Consider the following 22,891-nt stretch of genomic DNA (forward strand, 5'->3'; position numbering starts at 1 on the left):
ACCCGTCGATCACACCCGCACGCGGATCCCGCGTGCGGGTGTGCCCGTGCGGTGGCTCAGTCGGTGTAGAAGCCGCCGTCCGGATGCAGCATCTCGCCGGTGAAGTAGGACGACTGGTCGCTCGCCAGGAACAGCGCCGCGTTGGCCACCTCGCGGGCGCTGCCCATCCGACCCAGCGGCACGCTGCCGAGCAGGCGCTGCTCGAGTTCGGGCATCCCGCGCAGGACCGCGGTCATGTTGGTCTCGATGAAGCCCGGACCGATCGCGTTGACCCGGATTCCGGCCGGCCCCAGCACGAGCGCGGCCTGCTTGGTCAGCATCCACACGCCCGCCTTGGACACGGAGTAGGCCGCCGAGCCCGCCTCGGGGTGCTTCGCGGCGATCGAGGCGATGGTGATGATCGAGCCGCGTCGGCCCTGGGCCACCATCCAGCGCGCGGCGGCCTGGACCGCGAGCAGCGTGCCGGTCAGGTTCACGTCGAGCACGCGCTGCCACTCGGCGAGCGGGCTGTCCACGAATCGCTTGATCGGGTCCCGCTCGGTCGCTGCCGTGTTGCCGGGTCGGCCGCTGACGTAGTCCGCCGTGCTGATGCCCGCCGCGGTGACCAGGACGTCGATCGCTCCGAACGTGTCGATCGCGTGCTGCATCACCGTCCCGGTGTCGGTCGGGCTGCTCGCGTCGGTGTGCATGTAGGTGGCCCGCCGGCCGCGCTTCTCGACCGCCTCGATGGTGCCGATCGCGGCCTCGTCCAGGAGGTCGGCGATCACGATGTCGGCGCCCTCCTCGGCGAAGCGCTCGCAACACGCGCGGCCGATTCCGTTGGCGCCGCCGGTGACCACGGCGACCTTCCCGTCGAGCTGTCCCATCTTCCGCTCCCCATCCCCGTCCCCGACGTACACATGTGCGATCGATGATGTTGCCCATCGCGCGCGACCCTCGAAACTCACCGGCCCTTGAGGCATGCTGTTACACCGTTACAGGAGCAGTGATCGCCTCCGGGAGGAAACCGCATGACCACCACCGAGACCGGACGCCCCGCCGTGCACATCGGAGCCGAGGACCTGCCGTTCGTCGAGATCGGCGGCGGCAACAAGCTCAAGGTGCTGTGCGTCAAGGAAGAGGAGGGCCTGTGGATCGTGGAGAACGTCTTCCAGCCCGGCTTCGCCGTCGAAACGCACCGGCACACCGGCCCCGTCTACGGCTACACCGTGTCCGGCGCCTGGAAATACGTCGAGTACGACTACGTCAACCGGGCCGGCTCGTTCCTGTACGAGCCCGCCGGCTCCGTGCACACGCTCACCTGCGTCGAGCCCGACACCCGGGTGTGGTTCCAGATGTACGGCGCCAACCTCAACCTGGACGCCGAGGGCAACATCACCTCGGTGACCGACGGCGCGGGCACGCTGCGCGCCTACTACGCCCTGTGCGAGGCACAGGGTTTCGGCCGGCCGAACGTGGTCGTGGGCTGACAAGGGTGCCATCCGAGGCCGCAAGGGAGATGTCATGACCGTCACGCCCGCCCCGACCGGACCCGACCTCTACAGCCCCGAGCTGTATCTCGACGGCCCGCCGCACGCGCTGTTCGCCGAGTTGCGCCGGACCGACCCCGTGCACTGGCAGGACATCCCGGGACAACCGGGGTACTGGGCCGTGCTCCGGCACGCCGACGTCGAGTACGTGTCGCAGAACCCGGCGATCTTCTCCGCCGAGGCCGGCGGGATCATCCTGGAGGACCTCGAACCCGAGCGACTCGAAGCCCTGCGCGGCACGCTGCTGTCGATGGACCCGCCGCGCCATCGCGCGTACCGCAAGCCGCTGGTGAAGTCCTTCACCGCGAAGGTGGTCGGCGGCATGGAGGACCGGATCCGGACCATCTGCCGGGAGATCTTCGCGCGGGTGGGCACCGGTGACGTCGAGTTCGTGCACGACGTCACCTCCAGCCTGCCGACCCAGGTGATCGGCGAGCTGATGGGCCTGCCGCCGGCCGACTGGGACCACATCCACGCGCTCGCCGAGCGCAACACGGCGGGCGAGGGCGGCGGGGCGGCGATCGAGATGGCCCGCTACGCCATCGGCTTCGCCGCCTCGCGCCGGGCCGAGGAGCCGCGCGAGGACATCACCTCGCTGATCCTGGAGTCCGAGTTCGGCGGCCGGATGATGACCGACCTCGACTTCGGCCAGTTCTTCGTGCAGCTGGTCACGGCCGGTAACGACACCACCAAGACCATGCTGTCCGCCGGCCTGCACGCGCTGCTGACCCACCCCGACCAGCTCGCGGCGCTGCGCGCGGACCCCGCGCTGATCCCGGGCGCGGTCGAGGAGATCCTGCGCTGGGCCAACCCGCTGCACTATTTCCGCCGCACCGCCACCCGGGACACCGAACTGCGCGGCGTGTCGATCAAGGCGGGCGACAAGGTGGCCATGTACTACACGTCCGCGAATCGCGACGAGGAGGTCTTCACCGACCCGCAGCGCTTCGACATCACCCGCAGGCCCAACCCGCACCTGTCCTTCGGCTTCGCCGAACACTTCTGCCTGGGCGTGCACATCGCGCGCCTGGAGGGACGGGTGTTCTTCGAGGAGCTGCTCGCGACCCATGCCACGATCGAGGCGACCGGCGAGCCGGAGCGGCTGCGCTCGAACCTCAACAACGCGCTCACCCGATTGCCGGTCCGGCTCGGCTAGGGCACCGTCCACCGGACCGGACCGGACCGGGCCCGGGGGCGGCGGTGACCTTCGGCGACCTTCGGTGACCGTCGGTCGGGCTGCCCGGAGCCCGCCCGGCGGAGCCCGCCCGCGGAGCCCGATCGCGAGTCCTTCGCGGGATGAGAGGCATGCGAAGGCGGTCGAAAGGGGACACATAAGCGACCGACTCGGGGAAAGAAGAGGGCCGAACCCTCGCACCCTGGTCAATCGTCACCGGTCTCCGGGAGGCTCCCCATGGGCAGCCGTCAGCTGGTCATACGCGCGAGTCGACGCTGCGCGCTCGCGGTCGCCGCGATCGGGATCGTCGCGGCGGCCGGGGCCCTGGACGTCGGCCCCACCCCGTCGCCGTCACCCGAGCGCAGTAGCGCCGCACCAGTGGAATCGACCGCCGACAAGGCCCGCTCGACCTCCTCCGCCTACTCGCTGCAAACCCAGGGCGGCCCGCGCAGCGCCCGGGTGGCCCGGGTGGTCACCGGCACGATGTTGTTGACCGGCCTCGTGCTGACCGCGCTCGGCGCGATCGGGATGCGCGGGCCCGAGCTGATCCGGCACAAGGTCGTGCGCCGCGTCGCGCACCAGGCGGGCTCCACCCGCTATCGGTGGGCGCCGCCGGGCCCGCGGCCGAGCGACGTGCCGACCAACCCGGGGACCGGCCCGCCCGGCGCGTGAGTACCCTGATCGGGCCAGTACTCGTCCGGTACCCGCCGCGGACTGGAACGGAAGGCTCGCTCGCGTGAACAACGACATCACCGCACGTCCGCATCCGCACGGCCGCTCGCCCGACCCCACCGACCGCCCCGCGCGGCTGCGCGTGGGAGTCGTCGGCACCGGCCGCGTCGGCCCGACCCTGGCCGCCGCCCTCGCCCTCGCCGGGCACTCGGTGGTGGCCGCCTCCGGCGTCTCGCAGACCTCTCGGCGTCGCGCCGAGGACCTGTTGCCGGGCGTCCCGCTGGTCACCCCGCAAGAGGTGATCGCGGCCTCCGACCTGACCCTGCTGACCGTGCCCGACGACGCGCTCGAAGCGCTCGTACACGGCCTGGCCGAGACCGGCGCGATCAAGGCCGGTCAACTCCTGGTGCACGCGTCGGGCCGCTACGGCGTCGACATCCTGGAACCGGCCACGCGCGCCGGCGCGCTGCCGCTCGCACTACACCCGGTGATGACCTTCACCGGCAGCACGATCGACCTCGAACGGCTGGTCGGCTGCTCCTTCGGGGTCACCTCGCCCGAGCCGCTGCGCCCGGTCGCCGAGGCGCTCGTGGTGGAGATGGGCGGCGAACCGGAGTGGATCGAGGAGCGCGACCGCGCGCTCTACCACGTGGCCCTGGCCAACGGCGCGAACCACCTGGTCACCCTCGTCGCGCAGTCGATCGAACTGCTCGGCGCGGCCGGCGTCCGCGCCCCGGGCCGCATGCTCGGACCACTGCTGGGCGCCGCCCTGGACAACGCGCTGCGAGCCGGCGATCACGCGCTGACCGGACCGGTCGCGCGCGGCGACGCGGGCACCGTGGCCGCGCACGTGAGCGAACTGCGCCGGGTCTCGCCCGAGGCGCTGGCCGCCTACGTGGCGATGGCCCGACTGACCGCCGACCGGGCGCTGAACGCCGGCCTGCTCAAGGCCGAGGCGGCCGAGGCGCTGCTGGACGTGCTGGCCGAGGGAGGCCGACCGTGACCGCCGTGCGCCTGGCCCGGACCGCGGCCGAACTCACCGAGGACACCCGGCCGTACGGGTTGCGCGCGGTGGTGATGACGATGGGCGCGCTGCACCAGGGGCACGCGGCGCTGATCCGCGCGGCGCGCGAGTTCGTCGGCCCGACCGGTCACGTCGTGGTCACCGTGTTCGTCAACCCGCTCCAGTTCGGCGCGGGCGAGGACCTGGACCGTTACCCGCGCACGTTGGACGCCGACCTGGAACTGAGCGGGGAGGCGGGCGCCGACGTGGTGTTCGCGCCGTCGGTGGACGAGGTGTACCCGGGCGGCGAGCCGCGGGTGCGGATCACCGCGGGACCCACCGGCGCGGTGCTCGAAGGCGCCTCCCGGCCCGGCCACTTCGACGGCATGCTCACCGTGGTCGCCAAACTGCTGCACCTGACCGCACCCAAGGTCGCCTTCTTCGGCGAGAAGGACGCCCAGCAACTCGCGCTGATCCGGCGCATGGTGCGCGACCTGAACTTCCCCGTCGAGATCGTGGGCGTGCCCACCGTCCGCGAACCCGACGGGCTGGCCCGGTCCAGCCGCAACCGCTACCTGTCCGAGGCCGAGCGGGAGATCGCGCTCTCGCTCAGCCGCGCGCTCGACGCGGGCGCCCGGCGTGCGGGCGACGGTGCGGGCGCCGTGCGCGCCGCCGCGGAGGACGTGCTGCGCGGCGTGCTGAAACCCGACTATGTGGAGTTGGTCGACATCGACGACTTCACCCCGGTGGCCGCCGATCACGCCGGCCCGGCGATCCTGGCGATCGCGGCCCGCGTGGGCGCCACCCGGCTCATCGACAACGCCCGCCTGACGATCACGGGAGTCCCCCGGTCATGATGCGCACGATGTTCAAGTCCAAGATCCACCGCGCGACGATCACGCAGGCGGACCTCCACTACGTCGGCTCGATCACCATCGACGAGGATCTGCTCGAAGCCGCCGACATCCTGCCCGGCGAACTGGTGCACGTGGTCGACATCGACAACGGCGCCCGCCTGGAGACCTACACGATCGCAGGCCCGCGCGGCACCGGCGTGATCGGCATCAACGGTGCCGCCGCACGCCTGGTGCACACCGGCGACCTGGTGATCATCATCGCCTACGCCCAGGTCACCGACGCCGAGGCGCGGGCGATGAAGCCGCGCGTGGTGTTCGTGGACGCGGCCAACGCGATCACCGGTACCGGCCACGACCCGGCCGAGGCTCTTCCCGGCGGCGAGACGGTACGCGGTGACCGCGTGGTGGGCGACCGGGTCGCGCAATGAACACGCCCGCACTTCCCGCGCGCCTGGCCGCTCCCGATCCCGGGTGGAGCGTGCGCGCGGACGTCATCGTGGTCGGCTCCGGGGTGGCCGGCCTGACCGTCGCACTGCGTGCGCGCCGGGCGGGCCGGGTCCTGTTGGTGACCAAGGCACAACTCGACGAGGGCTCCACGCGCTGGGCACAGGGTGGGATAGCGGCCGCGCTCGGCGAGGGCGACAGCCCCGAACAGCACCTGCGCGACACGCTCGTGGCCGGTGCCGGGCTGTGCGCCGAGGACGCGGTCCGGGTCCTGGTCACCGAGGGTCCGGACGCGGTGCGCCGACTGATCGACACCGGCGCCGAGTTCGACCGGGGTCCGGACGGCGACGTACTGCTCACCCGTGAGGGTGGCCACCTGCGCAACCGGATCGCACACGCCGGCGGCGACGCGACGGGAGCGGAGATATCGCGGGCTCTGGTCGCCGCGGTGCGGGCCACGCCGGACATCGAGGTGATCGAGAACGCGCTCGTGCTCGACCTGCTCAAGGACGCCTCCGGGCGCGCGTGCGGGGTCACCCTGCACGTGATGGGCGAGGGCGCGCGGGACGGCGTCGGCGCCGCCGTGGGGCGGGCCGTCGTGCTCGCCACCGGCGGCATGGGCCAGGTCTTCTCGTCCACCACGAACCCGTCGGTGGCCACCGGCGACGGGGTCGCGCTCGCGCTGCGCGGCGGGGCCGAGGTCACCGACCTGGAGTTCGTCCAGTTCCACCCGACCGTGCTGTGGCTCGGTGCGGGCGCCGAGGGTCAGCAGCCGCTGGTCTCCGAGGCGGTCCGCGGCGAAGGCGCCCACCTCGTGGACGCGGCCGGCATCCGGTTCATGACGGATCGTCATCCGCTCGGCGAATTGGCCCCGCGCGACATCGTGGCCAAGGGCATCGTGCGCCGGATGGCCGAAACCGGCGCCGAACACATGTACCTGGACGGCCGGCACTTCGGCGCGGACATGTGGAAGCACCGCTTCCCGACCATCCTGGCCGCATGCCGTGCGCACGGGATCGACCCGGTGACCGAGCCGATCCCGGTGGCGCCCGCCGCGCACCACGCGAGTGGAGGCGTACGCACCGACCTGCATGGACGGACCAGCGTGCCGGGGTTGTACGCATGCGGAGAGGTGGCGTGCACCGGCGTGCACGGCGCCAACCGGCTCGCGTCCAACTCGCTGTTGGAGGGCCTGGTCTTCGCCGAGCGGATCGCGGCGGATCTGGCCCTGGGCATGCCGCCGTTCGCTGCGCCGGCCGCCCCCGAGGGCCCGGCGGGGCTGCTCGGCGAGGAGGTCCGGCTGCGCCTGCAACGCGCGATGACCTCGGGCGCCGGGGTGCTGCGCGGCGCGCACGGTCTGGCCGGCGCCGAGGCCGCGTTGGTCGAGTTGGCCACCCGTACCAGCACCGATCCGTGCACGCAGACGTGGGAGACCACCAACCTGCACCTGGTCGCGAGCGCACTCACCCGAGCCGCGCTGCTCCGCGAGGAGACGCGCGGTTGTCACTGGCGCGAGGACCGTCCGGACCTCGACGACGCCGCGTGGCGCGGCAACCTCGTCACGTCGCTGCGCGAGGGCGCCCTGCACGTCGCCTACCAGGCACACGAACCCGAGGAGTCGACCGCGTGAGCACCGTCCAGCTGTCCGCCGATCTCACGTCGCGCCTGGCCGAGGCCGGGCTCGACCCGCTCGCCGTCGCCGCGCTGGCGACCGCCGCCGTCGCCGAGGACCTCGACGGCGGCGTGGACGTCACCTCGGTGGCCACCGTGCCCGAGGACGCGCGCGGTCACGCCGAGTTCACCGTCCGCGGATCGGGTGTGGTCGCGGGCATCCCGGTCGCCGAGGCGGTGCTCGAACTGGTCTGCGGCGCCGACCTGGTGCTCACCCGGCACGTCCGGGACGGCGACGCGGTGACGCCCGGCACGGTGCTGTTCACTGCCGAGGCGAGCACCCGCACGCTGCTCACCGCCGAGCGGGTCGCGCTCAACCTGCTGTGCCGGCTGTCCGGTGTGGCCACCGCCACCCGCGCGTGGGCGGACGCGATCGAGGGCACCGGTGCCTCGGTCCGGGACACCCGCAAGACCACGCCGGGCCTGCGCGCCCTGGAGAAGTACGCGGTGCGCTGCGGCGGCGGGGTCAACCACCGGATGTCGCTGTCCGACGCGGCGATGGTCAAGGACAACCACGTGGTCGCCGCGGGCGGCGTCGCCGAGGCGTTCAAGGCCGTGCGGGCGGCCTTCCCGAACGTGCCGGTCGAGGTGGAGGTGGACCACCTCGACCAGATCCCGCCGGTCCTGGACGCGGGCGCCGACCTGATCCTGCTGGACAACATGACGCCGGATCGCATGCGCGAGGCGGTGGCCCTGGTTGCGGGCCGGGCCCGCCTCGAGGCCAGTGGTGGCCTCACCCTGGCGACCGCCCGCGAGGTCGCCGAGACCGGTGTGGACTACATCGCGGTCGGCGCGCTCACCCACTCCGCCCCGATCCTGGACGTCGGCGTGGATCTGCGCGCCTGAGCGACCGGTACCGTTCACCGGATCAGCCGTCCCGCCCCGCCCCGCCGCTCTTCCCTTCCCGAAGCCGCGCTCCGTCCCCCACGGCCCGAGCCAGAACACCAAGGACGCCCACGATGTTGCTCACCATCGACGTCGGTAACTCGCATACCGTGCTCGGCCTGTTCGACGGTGACGAGATCGTCGAGCACTGGCGCATCTCGACCGAGGCCCGGCGGACCGCGGACGAACTCGCCGTCGTCCTCGCGGGATTGCTCGGCCAGCACCCGCTGATCGGTGCCGACGGCATCGACGGCATCGCGATCTGTTCCACCGTGCCGTCCGTGCTGCACGAGATGCGCGACATGGTGCGGCGCTACTACGGCGACATCCCCACGGTCGTCGTCGAGCCCGGGGTCAAAACCGGCGTGCCGGTCCTGATGGACAACCCCAAGGAGGTCGGCACCGACCGGATCATCAACGCGCTCGCGGCGGTCAAGCTGTACGGCGGCCCGTGCGTGGTGGTCGACTTCGGCACGGCGACCACCTTCGACGCGGTCAGCACCAAGGGCGAGTACGTCGGCGGCGCGATCGCCCCCGGCATCGAGATCTCGGTGGACGCGCTGGGCGCGCGCGGCGCGCAGTTGCGCAAGATCGAGCTGATGCGCCCGCGCAGCGTGATCGGCAAGAGCACGGTCGAGGCGATGCAGGCGGGCATCCTGTACGGCTTCGCCGGGCAGGTGGACGGCGTGGTCAAGCGCATGGCGGCCGAACTGTCCCCGGACGACCCGGACGCGGTCACGGTGGTGGCCACGGGCGGACTGGCGACGCTGGTCCTGGGCGAGGCGTCGGTGATCGACGTGCACGAGCCGTGGCTGACCCTGATCGGCCTGCGGATGGTCTACGAGCGCAACGCGGCGGTCTGAGCGGGGTCGGCCCGAAGCCGACCCGAAGTCGGCTCGAAGTCGGAAAAACACAAGCACCAAATAAGCAGGATTGTCCATCTCTGCACATACAGTGCGTGGTATGCCGACGCCACATGGTGACCAGGGGATGGCCTTCAGCGCGCATGAGGTACGGGTGTTGCGCCGCGCGCTGGCCGTCGCGGTGCGCAGCGGTCGCGACTCGGTCGACTTCTGGCTGCTCGGCCGCGCGATCGGCGAGGCGCAGGACGAGCGCGAGCGGCTGCGCGCGTTCATGACGGCCGAGCTGCGGCGCTATCGGGCCGCGCTGCCCGGGAGCGCGGCCACCTTCCTGTCCTGTCTGCGCAACGCGGTGGACGAGGTCGCGCACGTCCCCTCGGCCGAGGACCTGGCCGCCCTGCGGAGCACCCTCGACCTGCCCTGCGGCGAGCGCGAACGGGCGAGCCGCGTCGCGCTGTTGAGCCGCTGCACCCGGTTGGCCGAGGCCGACCTCGAACGCCGCCTCGCCGCCCGGGCCCACCGCCGCGCCGCCGCCGCAGCCGTCCGGGCCACCCGCACCGACCCCCTGGACATCCTGATCCCCACCCGCCCGAGGCCGGCAACCCAGTGCCCGATGCCGACGGTTCCACCGGAGTCCGAGGTTGCCCCGGAACCGGCCCGGGCCGCCACACAGCCGCAAGCCGCGGAGAAACCGGCCGCCCACCACGAACACTTCGCCCACCCCGAAGCGGAAGCCCCGGCCGAGCCGGCCGTGGCAGACGAGGCCCCGGCGGCCCGGTTCCCGAGTGACGAGACCCTCGAACCCGAGGCGGCCGACCCGGCGGCAGCCGAAGGCGAAGGGCCGGACGACGAGACCCCCGAAGGCGAGGCCCCGGTCTCGTCCCCGGTCTCGTCCCCGGCCTCGGCATCCGCCGAACTCGAAGCGGTACCCCACCAAGCCCCGGCCGAGGAAACCGCGAACGACGAGCCGTCCGAGCACGAAGCCCCCGCCCCTCGGCCCGTCGAACCCGAGGCGATCCAACCCGAGGCGACCGAACCGGAGGCGACCGAACCGCAGGCGACCGAACCCGAGGCGACCGAACCGGAGGCGACGGAACCGGAGATGGACGCGACCACCGACCGCGACACCGCGACGCCGGCCCCCGCCGCCTCGGACCGGGCCCGAGAGATCCTCTCTCCGGTCATTCCCCACCGCCGCCAGGGCCGCGTCCTGGGCCAACTTCCGGCCCCCGAGGTCCTGCAGACCGGCACGGGCTGAGCCCGCGACGCCGGATCGGCGGTCCCGGTACCGACAACGCCGCATGCTGGTGGTGAGGGGCAGCGGTCAGGGCGGTTCGCGTCGGTCGCCTCGCGTCCCGGTGCGGCCTTCCGGGCTTCCGTCGCCGGGACCCGTCCCCCGGCTGGGCCCTGTCCGGCGGATATCGGTTCGGGGAGCCGGTTGGCCATGGGTAGCCTTGTCCCGTGACCGAGCAGAGCGCAGCGCAGCCGCAGATCGACGACCTTCCCGAGCAGATGCGGGTTCGCCGCGACAAGCTCGACCGGCTTCGGGCCGAGGGGACCGACCCGTATCCGGTCGGATTCCCCCGCAGCACGACGGTGGCCGCCCTGCGCGCGGAGTTCGACGGTCTCGACGCCGACGTGGAGACCGGGCGCCGGGTCGGCGTCACCGGCAGGGTCGTGCTGTATCGCACCGGCGGCAAGCTGTGCTTCGCGACACTGCGCGACGCCGACGGCGACATCCAGGTGATGGTCTCGCTCGACGGCGTCGGCGCCGAGTCGCTGGCCGCCTGGAAGAGCGATGTCGACCTCGGTGACCATGTCGGCGTCGAGGGCCAGGTCATCACCTCCCGCCGCGGCGAGCTGTCGATCATGGTCGACTCCTGGGCGATCACGTCCAAGTGCCTGCGCCCGCTGCCGGACAAGCACAAGGGCCTGACCGACCCGGAGGCCCGGGTCCGCCAGCGCTACGTCGACCTGATCGTCAACGACGAGTCGCGCGCGATGTTGCGCACCCGCAGCCGGATCGTGCGCTCGATTCGCGAGTGGTTCGACACCAGGGACTTCCTGGAGGTCGAGACCCCGATGCTGCAGCCGGTGCACGGCGGCGCCACCGCGCGCCCGTTCGTCACCCACATCAACGCGTACGACATGGACCTCTACCTGCGCATCGCGCCGGAGCTGTACCTCAAGCGCCTGGTCGTCGGCGGCGCCGAGAAGGTCTTCGAGATCAACCGCAACTTCCGCAACGAGGGCGCGGACTCGACGCACAATCCCGAGTTCACCATGCTCGAGGCGTACGAGGCGTACGGCGACTACAACACGATGGCCACGCTCACCCGCGAGGTGTACCAGCACGTCGCCCAGGCCGTGTTCGGGACGCACACCTTCCGCTACGGCGACCGCGAGGTGGACATCTCCGGCGAGTGGCGCGAGATCACCGTCTACGGCTCGGTCTCCGAGGCCGTCGGCGAGGAGGTCACCCCCGAGACGCCGATCGAGACGGTGCGCAAGCTCGCCGACGCGCGCGAGATCGAGTACGACAAGGCGTGGGGCCAGGGCAAGCTGGTCCAGGAGATCTACGAGGCGCTGGTCGAGCACACCCTCGCCGAGCCGACCTTCGTGCGCGACTTCCCGATCGAGACGTCGCCGCTGACCCGCCAGCACCGCAACACGCCGGGCGTCGCGGAGAAGTGGGACCTGATCGGCTTCGGCATGGAGCTGGGCACCGCGTACTCCGAGCTGGTCGACCCGGTCGAGCAGCGTCGCCGGCTCACCGAGCAGTCACTGCTCGCCGCGGGCGGTGACGTCGAGGCCATGCGGATCGACGAGGACTTCCTGCGTGCGCTGGAGTTCGCGATGCCGCCGAGCGGCGGCCTGGGGCTGGGCATCGACCGGATGATCATGGCCTTCACCGGCCGTGGCATCCGCGAGACGATCCTGTTCCCGCTGGTCAAGCCGACCACCGACTGACGCGCCGGCCAACCGGCGCACGAGAGCCCCTTCGGTGACGGATCGTCGCTCCCGAGGGGGCTCCTGTCGTATTTCCGGGCGCATCACCCGTTCGTACGCATAGGGTCGGCCGCATGGAAGCAGCCCCCGATCTCCGGATCTGCGTCGCCGGCGATTCGTTCGTCCAAGGCGTCGGCGATCTCGCCGGCGGCGGATGGGTCGGCCGCCTCGCGGCCGAGTCCCGTCGCCGGGGACGGCAGTTGACCGCGTACAACCTCGGCGTGCGGCTGGAGACGTCGGCCGACGTCGCGGAGCGCTGGTACGGCGAGGCGGTCCCGCGGATGCGGCACGCCGACGGCACCGGCATGGTCTTCGCGTTCGGCGTCAACGACGTCAAGGTCGAGCGCGGCCGCCGCCGAGTCGGGCACGCGGACAGCGTGGCCAACCTCGACGCGATACTGGACACCGCCACCGGCGCCCGCTGGATTTGCCTGGTCGTCGGCGCGCCCCCGGTCCCCGGCGAGGCGAACGGTGGCGAGGACGCGCTCGCCTTGGAGGACGCGTACGCGAAGACGTGCGCCGCGCGCGGCATCACCTTCGTGCCCCTCCAGCGCACACTGCGCGAGGACCCCGAGTGGTGGGCGAGCATCGAGGCGTACGGCGACGGCGCGCACTGCGACTCGGCCGGCTACGCCAAGCTCGCCGGGCTGATCGCCGCGGGCGGCTGGTGGGACTGGCTGGACTCGCTCGCGATCAGGGGCTGACGGGCCGGTCGCAGCGGGCACGGCGATCGGGACGCGGTGCTCGGGACCCGGTGCTCACGGCGTGGTGCTCAGGGCGCGACGCCCTTGCCGGCCAGCCACTTGTTCGGGTCCACGGCCGCGCCGCCCTTGGGGTGCACCTCGAAGTGCAGGTGCGGTCCGGTGGAGTTGCCGGTCGTACCGACGTAGCCGATCACCTCGCCCGCCGCCACCGAGCCGGAGGTCTTGGCGAACCGCGACTGGTGGCAGTACCAGGTCTGGGTGCCGTCGGGGTGGGTGATCACGATCCGGTTGCCGAACGCGCCGGCGGTGCCCGCGGAGGCGATCTTCCCGGCGGCGGCGGCCTTGATCGGCGTGCCGGAGCGCGTCGCGAAGTCCAGGCCGGTGTGCGTGTGCGCCCAGCGCGAGCCGCTGTTGCCGAAGCGACCGGTCAGCGTGTAGCCGGAGGTCGGTACCACCCATCCCGAGGCGGCCCGCTCCGCCGCCGCCCGCTCGGCCTCGGCCTGTTCCTCGGCCTCCCGGGCCCGCTCGGCTTCCGCCCGCTCGGCTTCCACGCGCTCGGCCTCCCGAGCCTGCTCGGCCTCCACACGCTCGGCCTCCACACGTGCGGCCGTGTCCGCGGCGGCCTGCCGCTCGGCCGCCTGCGCGGTGTCCAGCGCCGGGCGCTCCTGCGAGCGGGCCGCGACGTCCGCGCCGCGGCCGGCGAGCCGCTGTGCGATGTCCGGATCGGCGCTCGGCGCGCCGGTCGCCCGCACGCGGCTCGTGTCCGTCCCCGCCGCCTGGACCCCGGTGGTGACCGCGACGGCCAGCAGCGCGAGGCCGGCGACCGCGGTGGCCGGACGACTCGGACGCAGCGCCTTCAGCCGCGAAAGGCGATCGGCGGACGTGGACGTGGACGTGGTCGGAGCTTCGGGGGAGTGCGGCACGAACACCTCGGGGAATCGACGACAGGGCCGGGATCAGTGGTAACAACCCACGGCATATCGACCAAGTCGCGAGAGAGGGGACACTACGCCCTCGCGTAGTAGTACGTTCCGCGCTCCCGCGTTCGCGCATACCGCGAATCACGACATAGGACAAATCCTGACGAAACGGTGTCTACGATGCCGCATAGGAGACTGCGCGCCGTCCGTGATGCAGCTCACGGCGCGGCCAGGTTTCGGGAAGGAGTCGACCATGAACCGTCTCGGTGAACTCGAAGCCCAGGTGATGCTCCGCGTCTGGCGGCTCAATCGCCCGTCGTCGGTGCGCGAGGTGCAGGAGGCGCTGCTGCCCGAGCGCGAGCCCGCATATACGACGGTGATGACCGTGCTCGACAAACTCTTTCGCAAGGGACTGTTGCGCCGCCGGATGCACGGGCGGGCCTATCGGTACGAAGCCGTGCGCTCGCGGGACGCGTATACAGCCGAGTTGATGCGCGCCGACTGGGCGGCGGGGGACAGTCGCGCGGGCGCTCTCGTGCACTTCGTCGAGGGCATGACGCCGGAACAGATCGAGGCGTTGCGCGACGCGTTGCGGGTCGCGCTCCCCTGAGTCGAATCGATGGCGCGTTCGGCGGCGATGAGGGCTGTTCGGCGGCTCGGTTAATTCGTTCGGCGCAGCCCGCGTCGACCCGAAGCGCAACTCTGCGTAATCGCATTAATGATCTACGTAAGAAATGCGACTTCTGCGCGGCGGAACTGAAAGTGAGCCGACATGATGCGAGCGAAAACTCGAGCGGGACGCGCCTTCGCGATGGCCGGCGTCGCGGTGGGCGCCGTGCTGGTCGCGATCCCGGTCACGGTCGACCGGGCGGCTGCCGCATCCGAGTGGCAGCCGGAACCCGTTACGACGTCGTACGAATGGACGACCTCGCACGAGTGGACCCGGTGGTCGTCCTCGCGCGTGTCCGCACCGTCGCGGTCGGACCTGACGGCGGCGAACGACGCGATGGCCGACCTGCGCGCGCAGCTGGATCGCATGCGAGCGACGCTCGGACAGCGGCTCCAGAGCACCCTCGGGGACGCGCCGAGCCCGCTGGGCACGTCACTGCCGCCGGGCGTGACCCCGCCGGGTCTCCCCGACCCGGCCGTTCGGACCGGAAGCACGTCCGCGGTGCGGCTGCCGGACGAGCCGGCGCCGACCCGTCCGCCCGCGCCGCCCACCGCGACCCGGCCGCCCGCCCGGCCGGGGCCCCCGGCCTCGACGGCGAAGCTGGAATTGCGCCGTGCGGCCGACCTCGCGCAGGCCAAGCCGGGCGACCGGGTCACCCACACGGTGACCGTGTCGAACTCCGGCGGCAGCGAGGCGAAGTCCGCGGTCGTGCGCAACGCGTTGCCGGCGGGCGCGAAACCGGTGGATTCCAAGGTGTCGCAGGGTGAATTCGACGCGGCGACCGGAGTGTGGAACACCGGCCGGATCAAGGCCGGCTCCGAGGTCACCCTGATTCTCGTGTTCAAGGTGCCGCAAGGCGCGGCCGGATCCGAGATGATCGCTCGATCGAGTTTCGTCAGCGCGCCGGGTGCCAAGCCGGTCATCCGCAACGCGTGTGCCGACGACGCCGAGGCGGCCTGCGCGAGCACACGCGTGGTCGAATCCACGACCCGGTAATGATCGGGGAAATCCGTCCATATCCGGCCTGATCACTCGTGCGGCAGTGGCGGCGGGTCATGGGTATCGGTGGTGCCGGATGTATGAAGAACGCGAGGTCCGGGTGGTGGGAAACCCCGCCCGGACCTTCGTCGTCGGTCCGGGTGTTTCAGCTGCCACCGGGGCAGATCGGTGGTAAACAGGGCGGAGCGGCGACGACTATCGTGATCGCGATAGCGTCAGCGCATGGAAGTGACGATCCGACGTGCCAGAACGTCCGATGTGCGGGCCATTCGACGCCTTGTGGATGGGTACGTGGGGCTGCGTATCCTCTTGGACAAACCCACGGTCACCCTCTTCGAAGACGTGCAGGAGTTTTGGGTCGCCGAGCGGGACGCGGACAGTGAGGTGGTCGCGTGCGGTGCGCTGCACGTGATGTGGGAAGACCTCGCCGAGGTGCGCACTCTCGCGGTGGATCCGGTGTGTCGCGGGCACGGAGTGGGCCACCTCTTGCTCAGCAAACTCCTGGAGACCGCGCGTTGGCTCGGTGTTCGGCGGATATTCTGCTTGACCTTCGAGGTCGACTTCTTCGCGAAGCACGGCTTCGTCGAGATCGAGGAGACACCGATCGACGGCGATGTCTACAGTGAACTGATGCGTTCGTACGACGAGGGCGTCGCCGAGTTTTTGGATCTGGAACGCGTCAAACCCAACACCCTTGGCAACACGCGGATGCTGCTCCATCTCTGGCAGTGATCTCGATCCGCGTAGACCGCGCGAGTGTGGTGGAGATCGCGTGACCCGTGCCGGCGAACCCCTTGACGCTTCTTGCTCATGGCGGTGTGGTGTGCGGTGAAGTCGCAACCACAAACCCGGTAACGTATTGCCGACTCGACGGGTTCCGCGCGGGGTGGGTTTGTATTTTCCCGCAGAAAGCGGTTTCCTTTTCTCGAGTTGGTTGAACCCTCCCGATGAAAGGGAATCCTGGTGGCACAGAAGGTCCAGATTCTTCTCGTTGACGACCTCGACGGCGGCAAGGCCGATGAGACGGTGACGTTCGCGCTCGACGGTGTCTCCTACGAGATCGACCTGAGCGCCACGCACGCAGAGCAGCTTCGCTCGGCCCTGACGACCTACGTCGAGGCCGGCCGTAAGACCGGTGGCCGGGTCGCGGCTCGCCGCGGCGTCCGCCAGGTGGTCAAGGGTGGTGCCGCCTCCGGCGACACCGCCAAGATCCGCGCCTGGGCCAAGGAGAACGGCCACGACGTGAGCGAGCGCGGTCGCGTGCCGGGCAACATTCGCGAGGCATACGAGAAGGCCCACGCCTGATCGTCGACGCCATCATCGAGCGGTGCCCTCCCCCAATGAACCGGGGGAGGGCACCGCTCGTGTCGTTTTCCCGGGCCCGGGTGGGGGTCGGGGCGTCAGCCGGTCCGGGGCCGGTCGCCGGGGCGTGGTTCAGGCCGGTGCCGGGCGGTGGTGGGTCAGCGGCCTCGGCTGGGAGGCCCGCGGCCGCGGGAACAGCCGCACATGCTGGCAGGCGTGCGCCAAAGTGCTCAGCAGTCGTGTGACGTCCGGGAATCGCACGTCCACGTGCAGCGCCGCACCGAGGGTCGCGAGGTCCCCGACGGGGCGCACGCGGCCCGGGTCGACCGGCGGGCGCAGCCAGCGCGCGTGCTCCCACGAGCGGGGCCACGGCGCCCGCCACGTGGCCGGCCACGGCGACGGCGCGGCCACCGTGTCGCCCTCGCCGTACGCGCGCAGGTCCAGATCCGGGTCGGCCCAGTCCAGCCAGTCCAGCAGCGCGGGCAGATCGCCCGCGACCCCGGGAGCCACCAGGAACTGCACGCGACCGGTGCCGGTGGCCGCCACCGGCCCGATCGGGACGCCGATCCGCTCGGCCCGGTCCAGGGCTCGGACGCCGGCCGCCGCGGGGACATCCAGGACGTCGAACCGCACCCCGGCGGCCAACCGGACCGAGGCCGCCGGGTCGGCCGCCCAGTACCGCGCGAGCACCCGCGGATCGGTGGTGGCCACCGCGGGCCCGCCCGTCGCGTCGACCGATCCCGGAGCCGCCGGCCAGCCGAGGGCACGCGCGTACCAGAGGGCCTCGTCCAACGGACCGGGCACGACGGGCGCCGAACGGGACGCGAAAACAAGCGTGGCTGCCATAACGTGTTCAACTCCGGGACGACAGCGAGGTTACGAAAGGTGATATGGCAACCGCGATGAGTGAGATGACGCGCGGGGCGGCCGCTCCGGGCCTGCCCGAGTGCCCGCGCTGTTGCCTGCACAGCGGTCGTGACCTGCCGGTATACAGCAGGTGTCGTCCTGGGTATGACCCGGACATGGAGGGGAGACGGGGAGGCGGAATCGGTGCCGATGCCGGACCGGGCCCGTGCCGGAAAATACCGCGTTCGCTTCTGGCGTACTCGGAATCGGCCTCAGGACGTGGCCGGCGGGAACACCGACACGCACCATCGGGTTTGACTAGTTGTCCAACGCGGTCCGCAACACGTGGGTCGCACGTCTTCACGGACGAATCGAGCGGTCCTGCGTGCAGGACTAGCATGCGGAAGGACAGGGAGGGGACCGTCCCCGATCTGCACGACCGCTCTGAGGAGCGATAACGATGTTCGAGAGGTTCACCGACCGCGCGCGGCGGGTTGTCGTCCTGGCTCAGGAGGAGGCCCGGATGCTCAACCACAACTACATCGGTACTGAGCACATCCTCCTCGGCCTCATCCACGAGGGTGAGGGCGTCGCTGCGAAGGCCCTGGAGAGCCTCGGCATCTCGCTTGAGGCAGTGCGTCAGCAGGTTGAGGAGATCATCGGTCAGGGTCAGCAGGCCCCGTCCGGTCACATCCCCTTCACGCCCCGTGCGAAGAAGGTCCTCGAGCTGTCGCTTCGCGAGGCGCTCCAGCTCGGCCACAACTACATCGGCACGGAGCACATCCTGCTGGGTCTGATCCGCGAGGGCGAGGGTGTCGCAGCCCAGGTCCTCGTGAAGCTCGGCGCCGACCTCAACCGGGTCCGCCAGCAGGTCATCCAGCTGCTCTCCGGCTACTCCACCGGCAAGGAATCCGCCGCGCCGGGCGGTAGCGGCCAGGAGGGGACACCTTCGACGTCCCTCGTGCTCGACCAGTTCGGGCGCAACCTGACCCAGGCGGCGCGCGAGGGCAAGCTCGACCCGGTCATCGGGCGCGAGAAGGAAATCGAGCGGGTCATGCAGGTGCTGTCCCGCCGCACCAAGAACAACCCCGTTCTGATCGGCGAGCCCGGCGTCGGCAAGACCGCCGTCGTCGAGGGCTTGGCCCAGGCGATCGTCAAGGGCGAGGTGCCCGAGACGCTCAAGGACAAGCAGCTCTACACGCTGGACCTCGGCGCGCTGGTGGCGGGCTCCCGCTACCGCGGTGACTTCGAGGAGCGGCTGAAGAAGGTGCTCAAGGAGATCCGCACCCGCGGCGACATCATCCTGTTCATCGACGAGCTGCACACGCTCGTCGGTGCGGGTGCCGCCGAGGGCGCGATCGACGCGGCGAGCATCCTCAAGCCGATGCTGGCGCGAGGCGAGCTGCAGACGATCGGTGCGACCACGCTCGACGAGTACCGCAAGCACCTGGAGAAGGACGCGGCGCTGGAGCGCCGGTTCCAGCCGATCCAGGTCGCGGAACCGTCCCTGCCGCACACGATCGAGATCCTCAAGGGCCTGCGCGACCGCTACGAGGCGCACCACCGCGTGTCGATCACCGACCAGGCCCTGGTGGCCGCGGCGACGCTCGCGGACCGGTACATCTCCGACCGGTTCCTGCCGGACAAGGCGATCGACCTCATCGACGAGGCCGGCTCGCGGATGCGCATCCGGCGCATGACCGCGCCGCCGGACCTGCGCGAGTTCGACGAGAAGATCGCCAACGTGCGTCGGGACAAGGAGTCCGCGATCGACGCGCAGGACTTCGAGAAGGCCGCGTCCCTGCGCGACAGCGAGAAGAAGCTGCTCGCCGACAAGGCGAAGCGGGAGAAGGAGTGGAAGGCCGGCGACATGGATGTCGTGGCCGAGGTCGACGAGGAACTGATCGCAGAGGTTCTCTCGACCGCCACCGGCATCCCGGTCTTCAAGCTGACCGAGGAGGAGTCGGCCCGTCTTCTGCGCATGGAGGACGAGCTGCACAAGCGGGTCATCGGCCAGAAGGACGCCATCAAGGCGCTCTCCCAGGCCATCCGGCGCACCCGCGCCGGGCTCAAGGACCCCAAGCGTCCCGGTGGTTCGTTCATCTTCGCCGGCCCGTCCGGCGTCGGTAAGACCGAGCTGTCCAAGACGCTGGCCGAGTTCCTCTTCGGCGACGAGGACGCGCTCATCCAGCTGGACATGAGCGAGTTCTCCGAGAAGCACACGGTCTCCCGGCTGTTCGGTTCGCCGCCCGGATATGTGGGTTACGAAGAGGGCGGCCAGCTCACCGAGAAGGTCCGTCGCAAGCCTTTCTCGGTGGTGCTGTTCGACGAGGTCGAGAAGGCCCACCCGGACATCTTCAACTCGCTGCTGCAGATTCTGGAGGACGGTCGACTGACCGATTCCCAGGGTCGGGTGGTGGACTTCAAGAACACCGTCATCATCATGACGACCAACCTCGGCACACGGGACATCTCGAAGGGCTTCGGCCTCGGTTTCTCCGGATCGTCCGACGTCAAGACCGGTTACGACCGGATGAAGGCGAAGGTCAACGAAGAGCTGAAGCAGCACTTCCGTCCCGAGTTCCTCAACCGTGTCGACGACACGATCGTCTTCCACCAGCTTTCCGAGGAAGACATCATCCAGATCGTCGACCTGATGATCGCCAAGGTGGACGAGCGGCTGCGCGACCGGGACATGGGCATCGAGCTCCGTCCCGCCGCCAAGGCACTGCTCGCCAAGCGGGGCTACGACCCGCTGCTGGGTGCCCGTCCGCTCCGGCGGACGATCCAGCGCCAGATCGAGGACAACCTCTCCGAGAAGATCCTCTACGGCGAGCTGCGCTCCGGGTCGATCATCGTGGTCGACACCGAGGGTGAGGGCAAGGACGAGAACTTCACCTTCGAGGGCATGGAGAAGGCCCCGCTGCCGGACGCACCGCCCATCGAGGCGACCGGCTCGGGCCCGAACCTGACCAAGGAGTAGTCGGGCGCGCGGGAGACCGCGCGCGGCACGACGAAGGGGCCGCCCCCGGAAAGTACTTTCCGGGGGCGGCCCCTTCGTCGTGCCAACCGAGCGCGCCGGTCGCCGTGCCGGGTCAGCGCACGCCATTGCGTACGGGCTCGCCGGCCCCGCGCGCGGCATCCGACCGGGCCGCCGGCACGGCCGACTCCGCCGACTCGCGCAGGCCCACCCGGTCGTGCACACGGCGCAGCATCCGCGGGGCGTACCACGCGTGCCTGCCGAGCACGCGCATCGCGGCCGGCACCAGGATGCCGCGGACCAGGGTCGCGTCCAGGAGGATCGCCAGCGCCGCACCGAAGCCGAACAGCTGGAGGAAGCTCACGCTGCTGGTCAAGAACGCCACGAAGGTCACCGCGAGCAGCGCCGCGGCGGTGGTGACGATCCGTCCGGTGCGACCCAGACCCTGCCGGACCGCGTCCTCGTCGGACGCACCGGCGTCGTGCAACTCCTTGATCCGGCTGGTCACGAACACCTCGTAGTCCATCGACAGCGCGAACGCGATGCAGAACAGCAGCACCGTCATCGAGGTGTCCATGGGCAGCGGGGTGAAGCCGAGCAGGCCGGAGAGATGCCCGTCCTGGAAGACCCACACGGTGATGCCGACCGCCGCCATGATGCTGATCCCGTTCAGGAGCAACGCGCGCAGCGGTTGCAGGATGCTTCCGGTGAACAGGAACAGCAGCACGAACGTGCTGAGCACGATCAGCCCGAAGGCGAGCGGCAGCCGGTCGCCGATCGAGGACTTGGTGTCGACCAGGCGCGCGTCCGTGCCGCCGACCAGGGCCTCGGTGCGGTCCGGTGCGGGGATCGCCCGGACGTCGCGGACCAGGTCCTGCGCGGCGTCCGACTTGGCCGGCAGCGTGGTGATCACCGACAGCAGGCGCGCGTCGGGTCGGACCCGCTCCGGGCCCGCGCTGTCCACCCGGGTCACTCCCGGCAGCGCGGCGAGCCGGGCCGCGTAGGTGTCCACCGGGGCCTGGGCGCCGGTGCCGAGCAGCACCACGTCCAGCGTGCGGGTGTCGTCGAGGCTGTAGTCCGCGCGCAGCGTGTCGCCGACCCCACGGGCCTCGGTGCTGGTCGGCAGGACCCGTTCGTCGGGCGTGCCGAACTCGACCCCGAGCAGCGGCGACGCGGCCAGCAGCAGCACCGCCAGCACCGGCAGCGCGGTGAGCGCGGGCCGACGGGTGACGAAGCCGGCGAGCCGCGACCACACCGGCGCCTCCGTGCCCTGGACACCTCGGATGCCCTTGATCCGCATCGACTCCACGCGCGGTCCGAGCACGGTGAGCAGGGCCGGCGCGATGATCAGCGCGGCGAGCGCGGAGACGATCACCACGCCGATGCCCGCGTACGCGAACGAGCGCAGGAAGTACTGCGGGAAGACCAGCAGCACGGCGAGCGCGGCGGCCACCGTCGCGGCGGAGAACAGGATGGTCCGCCCGGCCGTGCGCAGCGTGCCCACGACCGCGTCGTGCAGGTCGTGCCCCGCGCGCAGCAGCTCGCGGTGTCGGGCCACGATCAGCAGCGCGTAGTCGATCGCCAGGCCCAGGCCCAGGGCCGTGGTGAGGTTGATCGAGAAGATCGACACGTCGGTCAGACTGCCGAGGACGAACAATTCGGCGAAGGTGCCCATGATCGCGATGAAGCCGATCACGAGCGGGACCAGGGCCGCGATCAGACTGCCGAAGGCGAGCACGAGCAGCAGCAGCGTCAGCGGTATCGCGATCGACTCGGCGATCGCCAGGCTCTTGCCGACCTGGCCGTTGACGGCCGGTCCGATCGAGGCGTCGCCGCCGATTCGGACCCGGAGCGGGCTGTCCGGCGGCAGCTGGGCGGCCTTGGGCAATTCGCTGATGTCGTCCTCGACCGAATGGGCGACGAGCAGCGCGCCGCGGCCCCCGTCGGCCTTGAGCCCGGGTGCGTTGGTGGTCCAGTAGGAGGCCACCTGGTCGAAGCCCGGCACGGCCGCGAGGGACGCGGTGAGTCGGCGGCCGGCCTCCGCGACGGCCGGTGCGTCGACGCTCGAGCCGTCCTTGGCCCGGATCTCGACCACCAGGTTGGGCCGGCCGCCGAAGGTGTGCTTGATCTCGTCCTGGGCCCGGGTCGAGGCCGAGTTCGGCGCGTCGAATCCGCCCGACTGGAGCTTGCCGAAGGCGCCGAAGCCCAACCCGGCCGAGACGAGCAACAACAACGCGCCGACCACGAGCACGGCGCGTGCCCGGCGGAATACGAGATCCCCCAGTCGTTCGAGCATGATCATCGACCTTCCATGCGGTCCGTGGGAGACGGAGGGTGCCAAGGGCAGAACGTCATGTTGACGCCGA

At 71.0% G+C, this 22,891-nt stretch carries 21 protein-coding genes; 17 read left to right on the top strand and 4 right to left on the bottom strand.

Annotation, left to right across the window (positions count from 1 at the left end; all coding sequences use genetic code 11):
* Window positions 1-56 precede the first annotated feature (56 nt).
* Entirely contained in the window at window positions 57-866 is an 810-nt protein-coding gene (locus A3IC_RS0108260) for an SDR family NAD(P)-dependent oxidoreductase (protein ID WP_026218011.1), read from the bottom strand.
* A gap of 144 nt (window positions 867-1,010) precedes the next feature.
* Between A3IC_RS0108260 and A3IC_RS0108265 the strand changes: the two genes are divergently transcribed.
* The 12 genes from A3IC_RS0108265 (at window position 1,011) to A3IC_RS0108320 (ending at window position 12,808) form a co-directional block, all read left to right on the top strand.
* Window positions 1,011-1,469 (top strand): 2,4'-dihydroxyacetophenone dioxygenase family protein, encoded by a 459-nt coding sequence (locus A3IC_RS0108265; RefSeq protein WP_020549591.1) that lies wholly within the window; start codon window positions 1,011-1,013, stop codon window positions 1,467-1,469.
* A gap of 34 nt (window positions 1,470-1,503) precedes the next feature.
* Window positions 1,504-2,685: a cytochrome P450 gene (locus tag A3IC_RS0108270; protein ID WP_020549592.1), complete on the top strand. Its 1,182-nt coding sequence runs from the start codon at window positions 1,504-1,506 to the stop codon at window positions 2,683-2,685.
* Window positions 2,686-2,940: 255 nt separating this feature from the next.
* The gene (locus tag A3IC_RS0108275; protein ID WP_020549593.1) at window positions 2,941-3,375 is read left to right on the top strand and encodes a hypothetical protein; all 435 of its coding nucleotides are present in this window, start codon (window positions 2,941-2,943) and stop codon (window positions 3,373-3,375) included.
* 64 nt (window positions 3,376-3,439) lie between these two features.
* The gene (locus A3IC_RS0108280) at window positions 3,440-4,378 is read left to right on the top strand and encodes a Rossmann-like and DUF2520 domain-containing protein (RefSeq protein WP_020549594.1); all 939 of its coding nucleotides are present in this window, start codon (window positions 3,440-3,442) and stop codon (window positions 4,376-4,378) included.
* Window positions 4,375-5,235 carry a pantoate--beta-alanine ligase gene (gene panC / locus A3IC_RS53165; RefSeq protein WP_020549595.1) on the top strand — a complete coding sequence of 287 codons (861 nt, stop codon included), beginning with the start codon at window positions 4,375-4,377 and terminating at the stop codon, window positions 5,233-5,235. Before A3IC_RS0108280 ends, panC begins: the two co-directional genes overlap by 4 nt.
* A complete protein-coding gene (gene panD / locus A3IC_RS0108290) occupies window positions 5,232-5,663 on the top strand; it encodes an aspartate 1-decarboxylase (RefSeq protein WP_026218013.1) in 432 nt (143 codons plus the stop codon). Before panC ends, panD begins: the two co-directional genes overlap by 4 nt.
* Entirely contained in the window at window positions 5,660-7,309 is a 1,650-nt protein-coding gene (locus tag A3IC_RS0108295; RefSeq protein ID WP_020549597.1) for an L-aspartate oxidase, read from the top strand. Before panD ends, A3IC_RS0108295 begins: the two co-directional genes overlap by 4 nt.
* A complete protein-coding gene (nadC, locus tag A3IC_RS0108300; protein ID WP_020549598.1) occupies window positions 7,306-8,196 on the top strand; it encodes a carboxylating nicotinate-nucleotide diphosphorylase in 891 nt (296 codons plus the stop codon). Before A3IC_RS0108295 ends, nadC begins: the two co-directional genes overlap by 4 nt.
* Before the next feature lie 113 nt (window positions 8,197-8,309).
* Window positions 8,310-9,098, top strand: coding sequence for a type III pantothenate kinase (locus A3IC_RS0108305; protein ID WP_020549599.1), 789 nt, complete (start codon window positions 8,310-8,312; stop codon window positions 9,096-9,098).
* A gap of 100 nt (window positions 9,099-9,198) precedes the next feature.
* Window positions 9,199-10,353, top strand: coding sequence for a hypothetical protein (locus A3IC_RS61970; RefSeq protein ID WP_158695852.1), 1,155 nt, complete (start codon window positions 9,199-9,201; stop codon window positions 10,351-10,353).
* 203 nt (window positions 10,354-10,556) lie between these two features.
* A complete protein-coding gene (gene lysX, locus A3IC_RS0108315) occupies window positions 10,557-12,065 on the top strand; it encodes a bifunctional lysylphosphatidylglycerol synthetase/lysine--tRNA ligase LysX (RefSeq protein ID WP_020549601.1) in 1,509 nt (502 codons plus the stop codon).
* A gap of 113 nt (window positions 12,066-12,178) precedes the next feature.
* Window positions 12,179-12,808 (top strand): GDSL-type esterase/lipase family protein, encoded by a 630-nt coding sequence (locus A3IC_RS0108320; RefSeq protein WP_020549602.1) that lies wholly within the window; start codon window positions 12,179-12,181, stop codon window positions 12,806-12,808.
* Window positions 12,809-12,876: 68 nt separating this feature from the next.
* Here the strand turns inward: A3IC_RS0108320 and A3IC_RS53175 are convergent, their stop codons facing one another.
* Window positions 12,877-13,731, bottom strand: coding sequence for a M23 family metallopeptidase (locus A3IC_RS53175; RefSeq protein ID WP_158695853.1), 855 nt, complete (start codon window positions 13,729-13,731; stop codon window positions 12,877-12,879).
* A gap of 250 nt (window positions 13,732-13,981) precedes the next feature.
* Here A3IC_RS53175 and A3IC_RS0108330 point away from each other — a divergent pair, with 250 nt between their 5' ends.
* From A3IC_RS0108330 to A3IC_RS0108345, 4 genes are all read left to right on the top strand, one after another.
* Window positions 13,982-14,338 (top strand): BlaI/MecI/CopY family transcriptional regulator, encoded by a 357-nt coding sequence (locus A3IC_RS0108330; RefSeq protein ID WP_026218014.1) that lies wholly within the window; start codon window positions 13,982-13,984, stop codon window positions 14,336-14,338.
* Window positions 14,339-14,500: 162 nt separating this feature from the next.
* Window positions 14,501-15,394, top strand: a complete 894-nt coding sequence (locus tag A3IC_RS0108335; RefSeq protein WP_086018417.1) for a DUF11 domain-containing protein — start codon at window positions 14,501-14,503, stop codon at window positions 15,392-15,394.
* A 225-nt stretch (window positions 15,395-15,619) separates the two neighbouring features.
* Window positions 15,620-16,129, top strand: coding sequence for an amino-acid N-acetyltransferase (locus A3IC_RS0108340; RefSeq protein ID WP_079026315.1), 510 nt, complete (start codon window positions 15,620-15,622; stop codon window positions 16,127-16,129).
* Window positions 16,130-16,360: 231 nt separating this feature from the next.
* A complete protein-coding gene (locus A3IC_RS0108345; protein WP_020549607.1) occupies window positions 16,361-16,702 on the top strand; it encodes a histone-like nucleoid-structuring protein Lsr2 in 342 nt (113 codons plus the stop codon).
* Between the two features lie 129 nt (window positions 16,703-16,831).
* On the opposite strand, the gene A3IC_RS61975 is transcribed toward A3IC_RS0108345, so the two are convergent.
* Window positions 16,832-17,545 (bottom strand): SCO3374 family protein, encoded by a 714-nt coding sequence (locus A3IC_RS61975; RefSeq protein WP_052173272.1) that lies wholly within the window; start codon window positions 17,543-17,545, stop codon window positions 16,832-16,834.
* A gap of 460 nt (window positions 17,546-18,005) precedes the next feature.
* On the opposite strand from A3IC_RS61975, the gene A3IC_RS0108355 reads away from it, so the two are divergent.
* On the top strand, window positions 18,006-20,528 hold the full coding sequence (locus A3IC_RS0108355; protein ID WP_020549609.1) for an ATP-dependent Clp protease ATP-binding subunit: 2,523 nt from the start codon (window positions 18,006-18,008) through the stop codon (window positions 20,526-20,528).
* A gap of 112 nt (window positions 20,529-20,640) precedes the next feature.
* Here A3IC_RS0108355 and A3IC_RS0108360 read toward each other — a convergent pair whose 3' ends face one another.
* A complete protein-coding gene (locus A3IC_RS0108360) occupies window positions 20,641-22,821 on the bottom strand; it encodes an MMPL family transporter (RefSeq protein WP_040876330.1) in 2,181 nt (726 codons plus the stop codon).
* Between the last annotated feature and the right edge of the window lie 70 nt (window positions 22,822-22,891).

The organism is Embleya scabrispora DSM 41855 (assembly GCF_000372745.1).
Taxonomy (GTDB): domain Bacteria; phylum Actinomycetota; class Actinomycetes; order Streptomycetales; family Streptomycetaceae; genus Embleya; species Embleya scabrispora.

Bases quoted from the DNA above. Each gene is read 5' to 3' on its own strand.
- panD (WP_026218013.1), top strand. From the start codon at position 5,232: ATGATGCGCACGATGTTCAAGTCCAAGATCCACCGCGCGACGATCACG.
- A3IC_RS0108265 (WP_020549591.1), top strand. From the start codon at position 1,011: ATGACCACCACCGAGACCGGACGCCCCGCCGTGCACATCGGAGCCGAG.
- A3IC_RS0108275 (WP_020549593.1), top strand. From the start codon at position 2,941: ATGGGCAGCCGTCAGCTGGTCATACGCGCGAGTCGACGCTGCGCGCTC.
- A3IC_RS0108335 (WP_086018417.1), top strand. From the start codon at position 14,501: ATGATGCGAGCGAAAACTCGAGCGGGACGCGCCTTCGCGATGGCCGGC.
- A3IC_RS61970 (WP_158695852.1), top strand. From the start codon at position 9,199: ATGCCGACGCCACATGGTGACCAGGGGATGGCCTTCAGCGCGCATGAG.
- A3IC_RS0108330 (WP_026218014.1), top strand. From the start codon at position 13,982: ATGAACCGTCTCGGTGAACTCGAAGCCCAGGTGATGCTCCGCGTCTGG.
- A3IC_RS0108360 (WP_040876330.1), bottom strand. From the start codon at position 22,821: ATGCTCGAACGACTGGGGGATCTCGTATTCCGCCGGGCACGCGCCGTG.
- A3IC_RS0108295 (WP_020549597.1), top strand. From the start codon at position 5,660: ATGAACACGCCCGCACTTCCCGCGCGCCTGGCCGCTCCCGATCCCGGG.
- A3IC_RS0108340 (WP_079026315.1), top strand. From the start codon at position 15,620: ATGGAAGTGACGATCCGACGTGCCAGAACGTCCGATGTGCGGGCCATT.
- A3IC_RS0108320 (WP_020549602.1), top strand. From the start codon at position 12,179: ATGGAAGCAGCCCCCGATCTCCGGATCTGCGTCGCCGGCGATTCGTTC.
- A3IC_RS0108270 (WP_020549592.1), top strand. From the start codon at position 1,504: ATGACCGTCACGCCCGCCCCGACCGGACCCGACCTCTACAGCCCCGAG.
- A3IC_RS61975 (WP_052173272.1), bottom strand. From the start codon at position 17,545: ATGGCAGCCACGCTTGTTTTCGCGTCCCGTTCGGCGCCCGTCGTGCCC.
- A3IC_RS0108355 (WP_020549609.1), top strand. From the start codon at position 18,006: ATGTTCGAGAGGTTCACCGACCGCGCGCGGCGGGTTGTCGTCCTGGCT.
- A3IC_RS0108305 (WP_020549599.1), top strand. From the start codon at position 8,310: ATGTTGCTCACCATCGACGTCGGTAACTCGCATACCGTGCTCGGCCTG.
- A3IC_RS0108260 (WP_026218011.1), bottom strand. From the start codon at position 866: ATGGGACAGCTCGACGGGAAGGTCGCCGTGGTCACCGGCGGCGCCAAC.